At 31.6% G+C, this 17968-nt stretch carries 16 protein-coding genes; 3 read left to right on the top strand and 13 right to left on the bottom strand.

Annotated features, from left to right (window positions below):
* Window positions 1-173 precede the first annotated feature (173 nt).
* The 13 genes from ftsZ to mraZ are packed head-to-tail and all read right to left on the bottom strand — an operon-like array spanning window position 174 to window position 15646.
* Window positions 174-2075, bottom strand: coding sequence for a cell division protein FtsZ (ftsZ, locus tag MED152_RS06415; RefSeq protein WP_015481045.1), 1902 nt, complete (start codon window positions 2073-2075; stop codon window positions 174-176).
* 59 nt (window positions 2076-2134) lie between these two features.
* Complete coding sequence (gene ftsA, locus MED152_RS06420; protein WP_015481046.1) at window positions 2135-3460, bottom strand: cell division protein FtsA; 1326 nt, start codon at window positions 3458-3460, stop codon at window positions 2135-2137.
* A 6-nt stretch (window positions 3461-3466) separates the two neighbouring features.
* Entirely contained in the window at window positions 3467-4192 is a 726-nt protein-coding gene (locus MED152_RS06425) for a cell division protein FtsQ/DivIB (RefSeq protein ID WP_015481047.1), read from the bottom strand.
* Window positions 4182-5534, bottom strand: coding sequence for a UDP-N-acetylmuramate--L-alanine ligase (murC, locus tag MED152_RS06430; RefSeq protein WP_015481048.1), 1353 nt, complete (start codon window positions 5532-5534; stop codon window positions 4182-4184). The genes MED152_RS06425 and murC overlap by 11 nt, the downstream gene beginning before the upstream one ends.
* Window positions 5531-6622, bottom strand: a complete 1092-nt coding sequence (gene murG / locus MED152_RS06435; protein WP_015481049.1) for an undecaprenyldiphospho-muramoylpentapeptide beta-N-acetylglucosaminyltransferase — start codon at window positions 6620-6622, stop codon at window positions 5531-5533. The genes murC and murG overlap by 4 nt, the downstream gene beginning before the upstream one ends.
* On the bottom strand, window positions 6609-7796 hold the full coding sequence (locus MED152_RS06440) for an FtsW/RodA/SpoVE family cell cycle protein (protein ID WP_015481050.1): 1188 nt from the start codon (window positions 7794-7796) through the stop codon (window positions 6609-6611). The genes murG and MED152_RS06440 overlap by 14 nt, the downstream gene beginning before the upstream one ends.
* Before the next feature lie 12 nt (window positions 7797-7808).
* The gene (gene murD, locus MED152_RS06445; protein WP_015481051.1) at window positions 7809-9194 is read right to left on the bottom strand and encodes a UDP-N-acetylmuramoyl-L-alanine--D-glutamate ligase; all 1386 of its coding nucleotides are present in this window, start codon (window positions 9192-9194) and stop codon (window positions 7809-7811) included.
* A 55-nt stretch (window positions 9195-9249) separates the two neighbouring features.
* Window positions 9250-10476, bottom strand: coding sequence for a phospho-N-acetylmuramoyl-pentapeptide-transferase (mraY, locus tag MED152_RS06450; protein WP_015481052.1), 1227 nt, complete (start codon window positions 10474-10476; stop codon window positions 9250-9252).
* Between the two features lies 1 nt (window position 10477).
* A complete protein-coding gene (locus tag MED152_RS06455) occupies window positions 10478-11944 on the bottom strand; it encodes a UDP-N-acetylmuramoyl-L-alanyl-D-glutamate--2,6-diaminopimelate ligase (RefSeq protein ID WP_041383429.1) in 1467 nt (488 codons plus the stop codon).
* 1 nt (window position 11945) lies between these two features.
* Window positions 11946-13907 (bottom strand): penicillin-binding protein, encoded by a 1962-nt coding sequence (locus MED152_RS06460; protein ID WP_041383432.1) that lies wholly within the window; start codon window positions 13905-13907, stop codon window positions 11946-11948.
* A 60-nt stretch (window positions 13908-13967) separates the two neighbouring features.
* On the bottom strand, window positions 13968-14294 hold the full coding sequence (locus tag MED152_RS06465; protein ID WP_015481055.1) for an FtsL-like putative cell division protein: 327 nt from the start codon (window positions 14292-14294) through the stop codon (window positions 13968-13970).
* Between the two features lies 1 nt (window position 14295).
* The gene (gene rsmH, locus MED152_RS06470; protein WP_015481056.1) at window positions 14296-15192 is read right to left on the bottom strand and encodes a 16S rRNA (cytosine(1402)-N(4))-methyltransferase RsmH; all 897 of its coding nucleotides are present in this window, start codon (window positions 15190-15192) and stop codon (window positions 14296-14298) included.
* The gene (mraZ, locus tag MED152_RS06475; RefSeq protein ID WP_041383434.1) at window positions 15179-15646 is read right to left on the bottom strand and encodes a division/cell wall cluster transcriptional repressor MraZ; all 468 of its coding nucleotides are present in this window, start codon (window positions 15644-15646) and stop codon (window positions 15179-15181) included. The genes rsmH and mraZ overlap by 14 nt, the downstream gene beginning before the upstream one ends.
* 202 nt (window positions 15647-15848) lie before the next feature.
* On the opposite strand from mraZ, the gene MED152_RS06480 reads away from it, so the two are divergent.
* From MED152_RS06480 to MED152_RS06490, 3 genes are read left to right on the top strand one after another with little or no spacing between them, the layout of a single operon-like run.
* Window positions 15849-16613, top strand: coding sequence for an alpha/beta fold hydrolase (locus MED152_RS06480; protein WP_015481058.1), 765 nt, complete (start codon window positions 15849-15851; stop codon window positions 16611-16613).
* Between the two features lie 13 nt (window positions 16614-16626).
* Window positions 16627-17238, top strand: a complete 612-nt coding sequence (gene yihA, locus MED152_RS06485; RefSeq protein WP_015481059.1) for a ribosome biogenesis GTP-binding protein YihA/YsxC — start codon at window positions 16627-16629, stop codon at window positions 17236-17238.
* A gap of 17 nt (window positions 17239-17255) precedes the next feature.
* Window positions 17256-17942: an RluA family pseudouridine synthase gene (locus tag MED152_RS06490; protein WP_015481060.1), complete on the top strand. Its 687-nt coding sequence runs from the start codon at window positions 17256-17258 to the stop codon at window positions 17940-17942.
* The last annotated feature ends 26 nt before the right edge of the window (window positions 17943-17968 follow it).

The following is a 17968-nucleotide window of genomic DNA, read 5'->3' on the forward strand; positions in this document are numbered from 1 at the left end:
TTCAAAAATAGGGATTTACCAAGTAATAACAAATCCACCAAAGGTTTATGGCAATTAAGTGTCGACGAACTGTAAATAAATTGAGTTTAACCGATTTTGATAAATGTATAAAACAAAAAAAATCACGCCTTTTAGAGATGTGATTTTTTATAACCTTAAACTTTATGTAATTCTTAGTCTACATTATCATGTAAAAAAGAATTGTTAGATTTAAAATCGATACCATCTGTATCTTTTTTTAATGCCGTTTTTACTTTGCTAATAGTAGCATTTCTATCTAAATCTACTCCTTGTCTTTTGTATGCTGGCTGACGCTCTATTTCATCTATATTTTTATTTAAATTTTCATTAAAATTATAGTTGAATTTCTTCATGCTTTTGCGTCTTTCTTCTGCTCTTTTCTGTAACTCATTAATGGTTAAATCTAAAGGCGAAACTTCTTCGCTTAAAGTATCTATTTCATTTATTACAGACTGTGGAGTAGTTGTTTTTAATTCAAACTGAATTTCTTCTTCCTCCTCAACTTTACGCTCTATAATTTGAGAACTTTTACCAATGGTTGGCTCAGAATCAAAGTCTTCTAAAACATATCTAGTTTCTTTTTTGGCAACAATTTCAGTAGCTCCAAAAACCTCTATGTCATTTACATTAACCTCTTTTTCATTGGTTAAACTAAACTTAATTTCCTCGTCTTTTGTAATTTCTGTATAGTCGTTTAAAGGAATATCAAACAAAGAATTAGAAGTCATAGTAGGTGCTTGTTGTGCAACTGGTTCTTCTACTTTGGTTGTATCTGTTATAATAAAATCATCTTCAGAAATAGTATCTGGTTCTACACTTTCGTAAGAAACTGGCATACTTGCAATAATTTCATTGGTTTTTACCAAATCCATTTTTGGTTGAGCATTGTCTTCTTCTAAATCATCGCTTAATGTATGAACAATTTTAGTATTAGATTCTTGCTGATTTGTAATTGGTGTTTCTAAACTTGGTTGTCTAGAAATTATTTTCTCTTCGAAGTTATAGGTAGCCTTTTGTTCTTCTTCTAAAGTATGTATGATTTTTTTAACCTCTGTATTGGTAATATTACTTTGTTGATCTGCTGCAAAACCTGTTGCAACAATAGTAACAGAAATAGCTTCACCTAGATCTTCATCTTCTCCTATACCCATAATAATGTTAGCATCATAACCTGCTTCATCTTGAATATAATCGTTTATTTCACCTATTTCATCTAAAGTAACTTCGCTTGTTCCAGAAACAATTAACAACAATACATTTTTAGCTCCTGTTATTTTATTATCATTTAATAAAGGTGAATCTAAGGCTTTAATAATTGCATTTTTTGCTCTTGTTTGCCCTTCTTCTTTTGCAGAACCCATGATTGCAGTTCCACTATTAGAAAGAACGGTTTTAGCATCATGTAAATCAATATTTTGCTTATAGTGATGTGTAATTACTTCTGCAATACCTTTTGAAGCTGTAGACAATACCTCATCTGCTTTAGAGAAACCAGCTTTAAAACCTAAATTACCATAAACTTCTCTTAGTTTGTTATTATTGATAACAATTAAAGAGTCTACATTTTGACGTAGTTGATCTATACCTAATTGCGCTTGTTTTGTTCTTCTTTTACCTTCAAAAGCAAAAGGCATAGTAACAATACCTACAGTAAGTATGTCCATATCTTTTGCAATCTTAGCAATAATTGGTGCAGCTCCAGTTCCTGTTCCTCCACCCATTCCTGCAGTGATAAATACCATTTTAGTTTGGTTATTTAACATTTGCTGAATTTCTTGCATACTTTCTTTAGCTGCTTGCTCTCCAATTTCTGGATTCGCACCTGCTCCTAAACCAGAGGTAAGTGTAGCCCCTAACTGTATTTTATTTGGTATAGGACTATTTTCTAAAGCTTGTGCATCTGTATTACAGATTACAAAATCTACCCCATTTATATGCTGCTGAAACATGTGGTTTACAGCATTGCTTCCTCCACCACCAACACCAATTACTTTAATGGTGTTTGATTGTGTTTTAGGCATTACAAATTCAATGTTTTCAAAATCTAAGCTCATACTAACTTTATATTTTTGTGTTCTTGTGTATTGTTCTTTTTTGGTGTCTTTAATGCTAACTACTCAGCATTATCTAAAAAATCTTTCAATCCTTCTGTAAATTTCTCGAAGAATGATTTCTTTTTTGGTGTTGGTTTTGGTGCTGGTTCAGGTTCATTGATTACTTCATCTTCTGTATTTTCTATAATTTCTTCTAGAACCTCTTCTACTTCTTCTACTTTAATATCTTTTTCTAAGCCTTCCATTAACAACCCAACTGCGGTTGCATAAGAAGGGCTAGATAATGCTTCATCAGATTCCCCAGCCAAATGTTCATTTGGATATCCGATTCTAGCATCCATACCAGTAATGTATTCTACCAATTGACGTAAGTGTTTTAACTGAGAACCACCTCCTGTTAAAACAATACCTGCAATTAGTTTTCCTTTGGCAGTTTCATGCCCATAATTTTTAATTTCTAAATACACATGCTCAATAATTTCTTGCACTCTTGCATGTATAATTTTAGATAAGTTTTTAAGCGTTATTTCTTTAGGTTCTCTACCTCTTAAACCAGGAATCGAAACAATTTCTGTTTCTTTATTTTCACCTGGCCAAGCAGAACCAAATTTAATCTTCAATAACTCAGCTTGTTTTTCTATAATTGAGCATCCTTCTTTAATATCGTCTGTAATAACGTTACCTCCAAAAGGAATTACTGCTGTGTGTCTAATGATTCCGTCTTTAAAGATGGCCAAATCAGTTGTTCCACCACCAATATCAATTAAAGCAACACCTGCTTCTTTCTCTTCTTGACTTAATACTGCTTGTGCAGAAGCTAATGGTTCTAGAGTAATTTCATTTAGGTCTAAACCAGCACTTTTTACACATCTACCAATATTTCTGATTGATGATACTTGCCCAACCACTACATGAAAATTGGCTTCAAGTCGCCCACCATACATTCCAATTGGCTCTTTAATATCCGCTTGAGAATCTACTTTAAATTCTTGTGGTAAAACATGAATTATTTCTTCTCCTGGCAACATTACCAATTTGTGAACTTGATTTACCAAATCTTCTATATCAGCCTCGTCAATAACTTCATCTGCATTATTTCTAGTGATATAATCACTATGATGTAAACTTCTAATATGTTGCCCAGCAATACCTACTACTACATCTTCTATTTTTACACCAGATACACTTTCTGCTTCATCTACAGCTTGCTGAATAGATTGTATAGTTTGTGTAATATTACTTACTACACCACGTTTTACACCTAAACTTTTTGCCTTACCAATACCAACTACCTCAATTTTACCATATTCGTTTTTACGACCAATCATGGCAACAATTTTGGTTGTACCAATATCTAAACCAACAGCTATTTTATTGTCTTCCATTTTAGTTTATTTAGTGCACACAACTTGGTTGTGATATTTTACATTAATTGTTTTATAATTTTGAATTGTTTTGTCTTCAAATGTTTTATTATAAAACGCTTTTAATTTTTTAAATTTTACATCCATTTCAGATAAATTTCCAAAATCGATTTTGTAATCTCCACTTCTAACAGAAAATTGATATTCATTTTCGGAAGATTTTACAATTCCAACGACTTCTTTATGCAAAAAATCATCGCCTTCAATTTTTAAAATTAAAGGTAAAATTTCTGCAATTTCATCATCATTTTCAACTCCAGAAACCAGCAAAACTCTAGATGAATAATTAGTTGACAAAGGCATTTTTACTCCTTGTTTATCAACATAATAAACCTCATCATCATTTAAAATTCTAGCTACAGGCTCTCGCTGTTTTACTACAGATTTTAGCCTACCATCTATGGTTAAAAAAACATCTGCTTTTTCAACATATGGATTTTTTGATAGATTATTTTCTAGAACATATAAATCTATCACAGATTTTGCTTGGTTTTGTATACTTTCTGTATTTTGTATTAACAATTTATTAACCATTGAATAGGTCAGAAAATTATTCTCTCCTTTATCAAATTCTATAACTGGCTCACCTATTTTTACAACATTATTTCTCTTACCAGAAAAGCTATACAAAAAAGCTAAACTAGCTGTAAGTACTACAAAAAACAGGTATTTCAAAACTCTTTTAAACTTCATTTTCTTGTAAATTTAAAAGTTGATCTGTAACCTCATTTGTTAGAACACCAATATCACCTGCACCTAACATTGCAATTATTTTTGCTGATGATTGTTTAATATCTTTTATAGTATTTTTCTTTTCTGCTATTTTTTTCTGCTTGCTAGTAATTTTTCCCAGCAACCACTCTGAAGTGACATTTGGAATTGGTTCTTCTCTTGCTGGATAGATATCTAGCAAAATAACCTCATCGAATTTAGAAAGTGCCAATGCAAAATCATCTACAAAATCTTTAGTTCTAGAAAACAAATGTGGCTGAAAAATGGCCAAAACTTTTTCGTTCGGATACATTTCTCTAATTGAACTTTCTACTGCATTAATTTCTGTTGGATGATGAGCATAATCATCTATTAGAACTAATTCTTTGGTTTTTATTTTATAAGAAAACCTACGTTTTACGCCCTTAAAACTAGCCAATTGAACCTTAATTTTTTCTAAAGAAACACCATAAACATCTGCCATTGCTAATGCTGCTAATGCATTCATTACATTATGTTTACCAGGCAAATGCAGTTCTATATTTTGTATAGAACTAGTAGGAGTTTGCACATCAAAAACATAAGTACCCTCTTTAATCTTTAGATTGTATGCTTTATAATCTGCAGGTTCATCTACAGCATAAGTTAAGCCCTCTAAAGGCAAACCTTTTGCCACAATTAAGGTGTCTGATACTTTCCAAGAAAATGCTACAAAAGATTCCTCTAAAGAAGATGCCTCTCCATAAATATCTAAATGATCTGCATCCATAGAAGTAACACAAGCAATATTAGGACTTAGTTGTAAAAAAGACCTATCAAACTCATCTGCTTCAACTACTGTTATTTTATCTTCTCCTAAAATTAAATTTGAATTATAGTTTTCTGCTACACCTCCTAAAAATGAAGTGGCTTTTTCAGGCTCCATTATATGCCCCAACATACTAGATGTGGTTGTTTTACCATGTGTACCTGAAGCTGCTAAGCAAAAAGTAGACTTAGTAATTTCACCCAAAATTTCAGCTCTTTTAAGAAGGGTAAAATTATTATTCTTAAAATAATATAATTCTTCAGAATTTTTTGGAATTGCAGGCGTGTATATGACTAATGTTGATTTTTTATCTAAAAAAGCAATAGGAATGTTTTGAATTTTATCTTCAAAATGAATCGATACACCTACTTGCTCTAAACCTGTAGTTATTTGAGAAGGTGTTTTATCATAACCTGCAACATTTTTGTTTAGTGCAGCAAAGTATCTTGCAATAGCACTCATGCCAATACCTCCAATACCTACAAAATAAACGTTATGTTTTTGTTCTAAATTCACCTCTTTAATAATTTTTCTACTTCATTAGCAATACTCCTTGTTGCACTTGGCAAGGCTAATTCGTTAATATTTTCAGATAACTGCTGCTGCTTACCTTCATCTTTTAATAACGTTTCAAATACAATTTTAAATGTGTCTAATTCACTTTCTTTTAAAAGTATTGCTCCATGCCTATCAACTATAAATTTGGCATTTTTGGTTTGATGATCTTCTGCCACATTTGGAGAAGGAATAAAAATAACAGGTTTACCAACAATACATAATTCTGATACAGAACTAGCACCAGCTCTAGAAATAATAATATCTGAAGCTGCATAAGCTAAATCCATTTTATTTATAAATTGATGAACTTGAACGTGCTTCAATTCATTATGCTTTTTATACTCATCAAAATATAGCTTTCCACATTGCCAAATAACTTGAACATTTTGTTCTTCTAAAAACGTTAAATTGGTTTCTACTAGTTGATTTATTTTACGTGCTCCTAAACTTCCTCCTAAAATCAAGATTGTTTTCTTCTTTTTATCTAATTGAAAAAAGTCTGTGGCTTCTTCTTTTTTAGCATGAATACTCAATAAATCTTGACGAACAGGATTACCTGTTTTTACGATTTTATTTGCTGGGAAAAATCGATTTAAATCATCGTAAGCAACACAAATTTTATTGGCACGTCTTCCTAACAACTTGTTTGTTATGCCAGGAAAAGAGTTCTGTTCTTGAATTAATGTTGGTATGTTTCTTCTGTTTGCCATTATTAAAGTTGGCCCACTAGCAAACCCACCTGTACCAATTGCAATATCTGGATTAAATTTTCTTATAATTCTTCTTGCCTTCCATAAACTATCTAACATTTTAAAAGGGAAACCAAGGTTTTTAGCCAGTTGTTTTCTTTGTATTCCAGAAATCCATAAGCCCTCAATTTTGTACCCTGCTTGAGGTACTTTTTCCATCTCCATCTTATCTTTTGCACCAACAAATAGAAAATTAGCATCTGGAAAACGCCATTTTAATTCATTTGCAATTGCAATTGCAGGATAGATATGACCACCTGTTCCTCCTCCAGAAATAAGTATGTTATATGGTTTCATGCAAAATATCTAAAGGGTTATCATCTAATATATCTTCTTCTGTTTCTTGTTTAGATGCACTTACACTAAGTATCATACCTAATGCAAAACATGTCATCCAAATAGATGTACCCCCACTACTTATTAAGGGCAGTGTTTGACCTGTTACTGGGAATAAATTTGTGGCAACTGCCATATTAATAATCGCCTGAAAAATGATGGGACAACCCACACCAATTACTAGCAAAGTACCAAAAATGGTTGTTGTTTTTCTTATGACTACAAAAATCCTAAAAAGCAATAAAAAATAGATCAAAGCTATAATTACACCACCTACCAAACCATATTCTTCAATAATTATTGCAAAAATAAAATCGGAAGAAGATTGAGGTAAAAAGTTTTTTTGAACACTTTTACCTGGGCCAACTCCTATTGGACCTCCTGTTGCAATTGCAATCTTTGCTTTTTCTACTTGATAAGCTTCCTTATTATCACCATCAGAAAAATTCTCTATTCTACTTTGCCAAGTTTGGACTCTATTTGGCATTGCATCTGGAAAAGCTTTCGCTACCAAAACAAAAAAAGCTAGCATAAAAATACCCACACCAACTATTAAACCTAAATATTTTAAAGGATAACCTCCAATAAATGTGACCATTAAAATCATCACAAAAATAATAGCTGTAGTTGAAAAATTTGCTGGTAAAATGAGCATTAAAATAGCGCCAACAGGCAACCATAATTGCAATAAACTTTCTTTAAAATTAATTGGCTTTTCTTTATTCTTAGCTAGATATCTTGCCACATAAACCATTAGCACTAAACCTGCCAATGTTGATGTTTGAAAGCCTATACCCACAAAAGGAATACGTATCCATCTACTAGCATTGGCACCACCAATTGTTGTGCCCTGCATCATTGTAAAAATTAGTAAAACAAAAACTATAGGTAGCATTAAAACCGAGCCGCCTGAAAAATACCTATATGGAATTTTATGAACTCCATAAATAATACCAAAGCCCATAATTAATAAAACCATATGTTTTACCAAATATCCTAAAGTAGAACCAGAACCAACCACATAAACCAGGTTTGTGCTTGCGCTATAAACTGGCATAAATGAGAATATTGCCAAAATAGCCACAATAGCCCAAATGGTTTTATCTCCTTTTATATGATTAAAAACTGTTTTCAAACTTTACGATTTCTATAGATTTCTAACTGCTTTTTTAAATTGACGACCTCTATCTTCGTAATTTTGAAAAAGATCGAAACTTGCACATGCAGGAGATAACAAAACTGCATCTCCTCTTTCTGCCAATTTATGTGAAACCTTAACTGCTTCTTCTGCACCTGCAGTTTCTACAATAGTTTCAATTACGTTACCAAAGGTGTTTTTTATTTTTTCATTATCAACGCCCAAACAAACTATAGCCTTCACTTTTTCTCTAACTAAAGGCAATAAATCTGTGTAATCATTTCCTTTATCTACACCACCAACAATCCAAATTGTTTGCTGATCCATGCATTCTAACGCATAAAAAGTAGCGTTTACATTTGTTGCTTTAGAATCGTTTATGTAATGAACATCTTTAATTTTTGCTACATTTTCTAAACGATGTTCTGCACCTTCAAAGTTGGATAAACTTTCTTTAATAGCGTCTTTTCTAACCTTAAGCAATTGCGCTGCCATTGTTGCTGCCATTGCATTTTTAGTATTGTGTTTCCCCTTTATTGATAATGATGATATTGGCATATAAAATTTATCTTTTTGTATGTTGATTGTTATGTTATTGTCTTTTATAAATGCGCCATATTTCAATTCTTTCTCGTTTGAAAATGGCAGTAATTTTGCTTTTGTTTTATTCTCTTTTAACCAACCTGTAATTACGTCATCATCTGCATCGTAAATTAAAAAATCGGTTTCTTCTTGGTTCTTTGTTATCCTAAATTTTGAGTTGATATAATTTTGAAAATCATAATCATATCTATCTAAATGATCTGGAGTAATATTGGTTAAAATGGCAATATGTGGTCTAAAATTTGTAATGCCATCTAATTGAAAACTACTTATTTCTAACACATAATTGTTATAGTTTTTCTCTGCTACTTGTAGTGCAAAACTATCGCCAATATTACCAGCAGCACCCACATCTAAATTTGCATTTTTTAAAATATGATGCGTTAATAATGTTGTGGTTGTTTTACCATTAGAACCTGTTATACCCACAATAGTTGCCTTGGTAAAATTTGCTGCAAATTCTATTTCAGAAATTACTGGAATATTATTATCAACTAACTTCTTTACCAAAGGAACTGAATCTGGAATTCCAGGACTTTTCATTACAACATTTGCCTGTAAAATCTTAGACACTGTATGTTGATTTTCCTCAAAATCTATTTGATGATGTAAAAGAACTTTTTTGTAAGCTTTGGTAATTGCACCTTTATCAGAAACAAAAACTTTATAGCCTTTTTGCTTTGCTAAAATTGCAGTACCAACTCCACTCTCTCCCCCTCCAAGAATCACTAAAAACCCATTATCTCCTAAATAACTTAAGATTGATTTTTCTGTATTTTCTTGCTTTTTCATATTTATTTAAAAGTTGCTCATCCCTTCCCAAGGGAAAGTAAGGACAAGCACTTTTTTATCTTAATTTTAATGTTACGATTGTAAATACGGCTAATAGAATTCCTACAATCCAAAAACGTACTACAATTTTACTTTCGTGATAACTTAACTTTTGATAATGGTGATGTAAAGGAGACATTTTGAAAATTCGTCGTCCAACACCAAACTTTTTTCTAGTATACTTAAACCAAGAAACCTGCAGGATTACTGATAAATTCTCTACCACAAAAATTCCTGCTAAGATTGGCAACAGCAATTCTTTACGAATAGAAATTGCAATAACCGCAATAATTCCACCAATAGTTAAACTACCTGTATCCCCCATAAATACTTGAGCTGGATATGTATTGTACCATAAGAAACCAATTAAGGCTCCTGCAAAGGCTAGGATAAAAACGGTCATTTCACCAGAATTCGGAATGTACATGACATCTAAATAATCTGCGAAAATGATGTTACCAGAAACCCATGCAAAAACAGCAAGTGTGATTACAATTATTGCTGATGAACCTGCTGCTAAACCATCTATACCATCTGTTAAATTCGCACCATTAGAAATACCTGTTACAATAAAAACGGTAATAAAGATGAATACAATCCAACCATATTTTTCATAACCATCACCTAAAAAACCTAATGCTTTGGAGTATTCTAATTCGTTATCTTTAAAAAACGGCACTGTTGTTTTAGTAGATTTATGCGCTTCTCCAAAAACTTGCTTTTTACCATTTTCTTGAATGGTTTGTTGTGCTACTGGTAGTTGTTCTTTGATAGTTACACCTTCATTGAAATATAACATAGAGCCAACAATAAGCCCCAAACCAACTTGACCTAATACTTTAAACTTACCACTTAAACCAGCTTTGTCCTTTTTGAAAACTTTAATGTAATCATCTAAAAAACCTATAAAGCCCATCCAAACTGTAGTAATAAGAAGAATAATAATGTAAATATTATCTAATTTGGCCAGTAAAATTGCAGGAATTAATGTGGCCAGAATTATAATAATTCCTCCCATTGTTGGTGTTCCTGATTTTTGCTTTTGCCCTTCTAAACCTAAATCTCTAACTGTTTCACCTACTTGTTGTTTACGTAGAAAATTTATAATACGCTTACCATAAATAGCAGAAATTAAAAGCGATAAAATAAATGCTGCAGCTGCTCTAAAGGTGATAAACTGAAATACACCTGCACCTGGAATGCTAAATTGAGTCTCTAAATATTGAAAAAAATAATACAGCATTCTATTTCTTTTTTAGTTGATTAAAACAGTTTGTAACTTCTTCTAAATCGTTAAAATGAGAACGAACCCCATTTATTTCTTGATAACTTTCATGACCTTTACCTGCAATCAAAATAATATCTCCAGCATCAGACAATTTACACGCTGTTTTAATTGCTTGCCTTCTATTTACTACAGTTAAAGTTTTATTGTAATGTTCAGGTGATATACCAGCCTCCATTTCATCTAAGATTATTTGAGGATCTTCCGTTCTTGGATTATCTGAAGTAAAAATGGCTTGGTTACTTAAATGCGCAGCAATATGTGCCATTTTTGGTCTTTTTGACTTATCTCTATCACCTCCACAACCAACAACTGTAATCACTTTCTCGTTATTGGTTCTTATATCATTTATAGTTTCTAACACATTTTTTAATGCATCTGGTGTATGTGCGTAATCTACAATAGCTGTAACTCCGTCTTCAGAAACCACATATTCAAAACGCCCATTTACACTTTCTAACTGACTAACTATGGTTAAAATATCTAATTTTTCTAAACCTAATAATTCAGCTGTTGCAATGATTGCAGTAAGGTTATAGATATTAAAAACTCCAATTAATTTTGTCCAAACCTCAGTATTATCAATAGAAATTAAAGTTCCTGATAATTGTTTTTCTAAAATTTTAGCTTTAAAATCAGCTAAAGTTTTTAAGGCATAACTATATTTTTTAGCCTTGGTATTCTGCAACATATAGTTGCCATTTTTATCATCTATATTGGTTAATGCAAAAGCAGATTTTGGCAAATCATCAAAAAACTTCTTTTTTACATTTCTATACTCTGCAAAGTCTTTATGATAATCTAAATGATCATGAGATAAATTGGTGAAAATTCCTCCTGAAAATTGCAAACCTTCTGTTCTTTTTTGATGAATTCCATGAGAACTCACTTCCATAAAGCAATATTCTACACCAGCATCTAACATCATATCTAAATACCTGTTTATGGTAACAGAATCTGGTGTTGTATGTGTTGCTTTATACTCTTTATTACCTACTAAAATTTTTACTGTAGACAGCAAACCAACTTTGTAACCTGCTTTGGTAAATAATTGATATAGCAATGAAGCAATAGTAGTTTTACCATTAGTACCTGTTACTCCAACAACTGGAAATTTAGTAGACGGATTTTCATAAAAATTAGATGCCATTATTGCTAAAGCCTCATTTGCATCCGCAACCCTTATGTAAGTTATACCCTCTTTTCTATCAAATGAAAAACCTTCACATATAATGGCTTTTGCGCCTAAAGTAATGGCTTTATCTACGTATAAATGACCATCTACATTCACTCCTTTTTGAGCAATAAACACATCGCCTTCACCTACTTTTCTTGAGTCGAAAATAAGCTGATTCACCTCAATATTTGTGTTACCAAATACTTGTTTTATGGCTACTTTATACAATATGTCTTGTAAATTTTTCAGACTATGATAATTTTAAAATAATGGTTGCACCTTTTTCTAATGCCTCTCCTTTTTTAATAGATTGATTTTGCACTTTTCCTACTCCTGAAATTTGCACGTTTAAACCAATATTTTCTAAAAGAGATATAGCATCCATACCATCCATACCCTTAACATTAGGCACTTTAGTATGTTCTTTTGTAATTATTGTATTGTATTTATTAAACTGTTTTTCTAATGCTGCAAACTCTACATTGTCATTTACAGATTGATTATCTATAGGAGTTGTTGTGTAAATTTTTTGAGCTATTTCCTTAAAAACTGGTGCAGCAACTGTAGCCCCATAATAACCTTTCTTTTTATCAGGATCATGAACTACAACAATGCAAGAATATTTTGGTTCATCTGCTGGAAAAAAACCTGCGAAAGACGCTACATAATGTTGTGTAGAATAGTAACCACCTTCCCATTCACCATCTTTGTTTTTAATTCTTGGCATAAACTTTTTAGCAGTTCCTGTTTTACCAGCCATAGAGAAATTAGAAGAATAGATGTTATCTGCAGTTCCTTTTATCACTACATTTTCCATAACTTTTCTAACCTTTTTTAAGGTTTCTTCGGATGCGATTTTAGGATGAACAATTTCTGTTTCAAATACAGTTTCTGCTTTATTTTCTCTTCTTAACTCTTTTACAAATCTTGGTTTAACCATTACACCATTATTAGCAACAGCATTGTAAAACATTAAAGTTTGCATTGGCGTAACAGAAACTCCATAACCCCAAGACATCCATTCTAAAGAAATTTTACTCCAAGTTTTACCACCTGGTTTTGGAATGGTTGGTCTACCTTCTCCTTTAATAGGAAAACCAATAGGTTTTGTAAATCCGTATTTTTCTAATTTTGCAATGAATTTTTCTGGTTCATCATCATAATGTTCTTTAATTAACTTTACAATGCCAACATTTGAAGAAACCTCAAAAACTCTACCTGCAGATATTTTACCATAACCACCTCTTCTTGAATCTTCGACTTTTTTATTGTGAATGAAAATTTTTCCTTTTTCAGTATCAACTACAGTAGAAGTGTCAATCTTTTTATCATCTAAAGCCGCCATTAAACTTGCTAACTTGAATGTTGAACCTGGCTCATGACTTTCCCAAACAGCGTAGTTTCTTTTCTCAAAGTACTTTCCTTTAGAGGTTCTTCCTAAATTAGAAATTGCTTTAATTTCACCTGTTGCAGTTTCCATAACCACTGCACAACCATGATCTGCTTCAAAAAGTTCTAGTTGTTTTAATAATGCATGATGTGTAATATCCTGTATGTTAACATCGATAGTTGTTATAACATCATGACCATCTATTGGCTCTTTTTCATTTACATCAGAAATAGGTTTCCACTGGTTTTTGGCAATCTTCTGTTTCCAACGTAAACCATTTTCACCCTGCATAAAATCTGCAAAAGCACCTTCTATGCCTGCTTCTCCTCTAAAATCATCATAACCAATAGTTCTCTCAGCAATTTTACCAATTGGATGTGCCCTAACTGTTTTATGTTCTGCTATGAAACCACCTTTATAGACACCCAATTTAAATATCGGGAATTGTTTCATTCGCAAATAATCATTGTAACCTACATTTCTTGCCAGTAACAAATACCTATTTTTTCTTTTTCTGGCAGATCTTAGTTTTGTCTCATAGTATCTTTGACTTTTACCCAACATGGCACTTAGTTCTTTTGCTAAAGCTGCAACGTTTTTCTCAAAAACATTACCATCTATAGCAACTGCATCTATTCTAATAGTATACTTTGACATTGATGTAGCCAACAAATTACCATCTGCAGCGTAGACGTTTCCTTTATTCGCGTAAATTGTATCTTGTTTGATGGTTAATTCTGTAGAGAGCTTTTTGTATTTTTCTCCTTGAAAATACTGTATGTTAATTACGCGAAAAACCACTGCAAACAAAAAAAGCGTCATAAAAGAAGCTACTATGTAGAATTTGGTAAGTATGCTTTTTTTGTGGGTTGCCAATTTGCTTTAATCTTTATAGGTTACTTTAATTTTTTTTGGTGGTGTTTCTGAAGGTTTTAAACCTCTTTCTATTGCTTTCTCTCTTATACTAGATTCCATTTTCATTCGCATTAAAATAGTTCCAGTATCTACATATTCTGCTCTTAGCTCTCTCTTCTGTTTATTTAATTCTGATATTCGAATTACTTTTTTATCAGCATTATGTGCACTTGTAATCATTACCAATAGCAAAACCACAACAAACAAAATGATGCCCCAGTTTTTAAAGGAAGATTCATCTGTTAAGAAGCTTCCTCGTAAAATATCGTATATGTTTCTTTTAACTTTAGACATGTTATTTTGGAGTGGCTAATCTTAGTTTTGCACTTCTTGCTCTGTTATTTATTTTAATTTCCTCTTTTGGAGGCACAATTAATTTTCCTACTTTTTTTAGTGGCTCATTAGAATTACCAAAAACGTCTTTTTCTGGTTCCCCTTCAAACAAACCAGTTCTAATAAATCTTTTCACTAATCTATCTTCTAGCGAGTGATAAGAAATCACACTTAACCTACCTTCATCATTCAATAAGTTTGGCACTTGCTGTAAGAATTCTTTTAACACCTCTAACTCTTCATTTACTTCTATTCGAATTGCTTGAAAAATTTGCGCTAAAATTTTATGTTCTCTTGCATTTGGTAAAAATGCTTTTAGCACTTCTTTTAATTGAAAGCTAGTTTCTATTGGGCTATTTTTTCTTTCATGTACAATAGTTCTTGCTAGTTTTCTAGAATTTCTTAACTCACCATATAAGAATAGGATTTCAGCTAATTTTTCTTCAGAATAATTATTGATGATTTCTTTTGCAGAAATTTTAGACTTCTGATTCATCCTCATATCTAAATCACCATCAAAACGAATAGAAAAACCTCTTTCAGCTTCATCAAATTGATGCGAAGAAACTCCCAAATCTGCTAAAATGCCATCTACTTTCTTAACTCTATGAAATCTTAAAAAACGTGAGATGTATCTAAAGTTTTCTGGTATTAAAACAAATCTTTCATCATCTATAGCATTGTTAATTGCATCAGGGTCTTGATCAAAAGCAAATAAGCGTCCGTTTTTACCTAATCTTTTTAAGATTTCTTTAGAATGACCACCTCCACCAAAAGTAACATCTACATAAATACCATCTTCTTTGATATTTAAGCCATCTACACTCTCTTGTAATAAAACTGCATTATGATAACTCATCTCCACCTGTATTACCCATCACCTCTTCTGCTAAATCTGAAAAATTTTCAGCAGCATTCTCAATTGCGTTTTCGTACTTTTCTTTATCCCAAATCTCAATGATATTTACAGATGAAGACATAACCACCTGCTTTTTAATTCCTGCAAATTCAGATAAATTTTTAGGGATTAAAATTCGGCCTGTGGCATCTAATTCTACTAACTTTACACCAGCAGTAAATCTTCTAATAAAATCATTGTTTTTTTTCTTGAACTTGTTCAGTTTATTAATTTCTGCCATAGTTGCATTCCACTCTTTCATAGGATACAATTCTAGACACTGCTCAAAAACCGACTTTTTCAACACAAAACCTTCTTGTAATATAGGCGCAACTTGCTTTTTAAAAGCCGAAGGAAACATAACCCTACCTTTAGCGTCAGCTTTACATTCATATGTACCTATTAGATTTATCACTTAAAAAAGAATTAATGATCAAAAATATATAAAAATTACCACTTTTTACCACTTTTTACCACATTGTTAATAAAAACAACGCTTTCTTAATGTTAATAGTATATGCACTGTTGTTAATAACCTTAAATGAGGTAGTGTTTAATTGATTTTTATATCATAAAAAAGAACTACATTTGCTTTTTAGTGAACTAAACAAAAATCAATGACTGACAAGTTAAAAACTGAAGATAAGTTTACATATGCAGAAGCTGGTGAAGGACCTGCAATCATTGTTTTACATGGATTAATGGGGGCTTTAAGTAACTTTGGGTCTACATTTGAACATTTTTCGAACAACGGTTATAAGGTGTTAATACCTGAGTTGCCTTTATATACTTTACCACTTGTAAAAACCAACGTTAAAAACTTAGCAAGTTATTTGCACGAATTTTTAGCTTTTAAAAAAATTGACAGTGCTTTACTCTTAGGAAACTCTTTAGGTGGGCACATTTCTTTATACTTTACAAAACACTATCCAGAAAAAGTAAGTGCGCTTGTTTTAACAGGAAGCTCTGGTTTGTATGAAAATGCTATGGGTGGTAGTTTTCCTAAAAGAGGAAACTATGAATACATAGAGCAAAAAGCAAGAGATGTTTTTTACGACCCAGAAATAGCTACAAAAGAATTAGTTGATGATGTTTATGCCACTGTAAATGATAGAATGAAGGCCTTGAAAACCCTTTCTATTGCAAAAAGTGCTATAAGACATAATATGGCTAATGATTTACCTGAAATGAAACTACCTGTTTGTTTAATTTGGGGAAAACAAGATGGAGTAACGCCTCCAGAAGTAGCCAATGATTTTCATAAACTATTGCCAAATTCTGAATTATTTTGGATTGATAAATGTGGGCATGCTGCAATGATGGAAAGACCTGAAGAATTTAATCAAATTCTTGAAGGTTGGTTGAAGTCTAAAAATATCTAAAACACTTTTTATTGTGAAAATTAAGTCTGCTGAATTTGTAATGAGTAACAGTAATGTTATTAATGCACCAAAAGATAGAATACCAGAATATGCTTTTATAGGTCGTTCTAATGTTGGTAAATCTTCATTAATTAATATGTTAATGGAGCGTAAAGATTTGGCGAAAATATCTGGAAAACCAGGTAAAACACAGTTAATTAATCACTTTAAAATTAATGACAACTGGTTCTTAGTTGATTTACCAGGTTATGGTTATGCTCAGGTATCTAAAAAGAAAAGGGTAATTTTTCAATATTTTATTGAAAATTATTTTAAAGAAAGGGAGCAATTGGTTTGCACTTTTGTTTTAATAGATTCTAGACACGATCCTCAAAAAATAGATTTAGATTTTATGCGTTTTTTGGGCGAAAACCAAATTCCTTTTTGTTTGGTTTTTACAAAAGCAGATAAGTTAGGAAGCTCTAAATTGAACAAGCAAATTACCTCTTATAAAAAGAAATTACTGCAACATTGGGAAACACTGCCTATGACTTTTTTAACCTCTTCTTCAACAGGATTAGGTAGAAAAGAGTTTTTAGACTTTATTGACGGTGTTAATGATGATGTTGCTAAAGATTTTAAATAACTTTTAGGTTACTCTTAATGCATTCTAACAAACAAAACTTGCAAGTACTTTTTGAAGACAATCATATTATTATTGTCAATAAAAGATCTGGAGATATTACTCAAGGTGATAAAACTGGAGACAAGCCTTTAAGTGATGTTGTTAAGGAATACATTAAAGAGAAATACAATAAGGCAGGTAATGTATTTTTAGGTGTTGTACACAGATTAGACAGGCCTACTTCTGGCGTTATTATTTTTGCAAGAACATCTAAGGCTCTTGAGCGATTAAATAAAATGTTGCGTGATAAAGAAATACACAAAACGTATTGGGCAGTTGTAAAAAATCATCCTAAGAAAGAAAAAGCCACCTTAATAAATTACCTTAGAAAAAATCCTAAAAACAATAAATCTAGCGTTTTTCAAAAGGAAATAGAGGGCTCTAAAAAAGCAATTTTGCATTATTCTACTCTTAAAAAACTAGATAATTACTCACTTTTAGAAATAGATTTAGAGACAGGCAGACATCATCAAATTAGAGCACAATTATCTAATATTGGCTTCCCTATTAAAGGTGATTTAAAGTACGGTTTTAATAGAAGTAATAAAGATGGCAGTATTCATTTACATGCAAGAAAAATAGAATTCATACATCCTGTTGCTAAAGAAAAAATTACAGTTATTGCACCAACACCTAATGAAGTAATTTGGAACGCGTGCAAGTAATTGCTATATTTAGAAAATAAATTTCT

The organism is Polaribacter sp. MED152 (assembly GCF_000152945.2).
GTDB lineage: Bacteria > Bacteroidota > Bacteroidia > Flavobacteriales > Flavobacteriaceae > Polaribacter.